Raw genomic sequence first — 263 nt, 5'->3', positions numbered from 1 at the left:
CATCCCAACAAACGAATGATATTGACCACGGCTACGCCAAGTGCCGTGATCGTCAGCAAATACTTATTAGGATAAAACAAATCGGCCAAAAAGAAAGCGAAGAAAAAAGCCAAGCTGGCAATATCCTGAATTTTACTATTTCGTAGCGTTATAGTGCCAGTGCCAGCCCCACTTAATCCGCGCTCAATAAAGAAAGGGACTACTCGCCGCCCAATAGTTAGCACTAAGCCAATGATTAAGTAAAAGCCCAAGTAGATACCTAC

General features: G+C 43.3%; 1 protein-coding gene. It reads right to left on the bottom strand.

Annotated elements, in window-relative coordinates:
• A partial coding sequence (locus AAEZ05_RS29020) for an NnrS family protein (RefSeq protein WP_350650073.1) occupies positions 1 to 263 on the bottom strand: 263 nt, incomplete at both ends.

The organism is Pseudomonas sp. HY13-MNA-CIBAN-0226 (genome assembly GCF_040310305.1).
Taxonomy (GTDB): Bacteria; Pseudomonadota; Gammaproteobacteria; order Pseudomonadales; family Pseudomonadaceae; genus Aquipseudomonas; species Aquipseudomonas gregormendelii.
The sequence above is the reverse complement of the archived record's forward strand: the minus strand, read 5'-3'. Positions and strand labels throughout refer to the sequence as shown.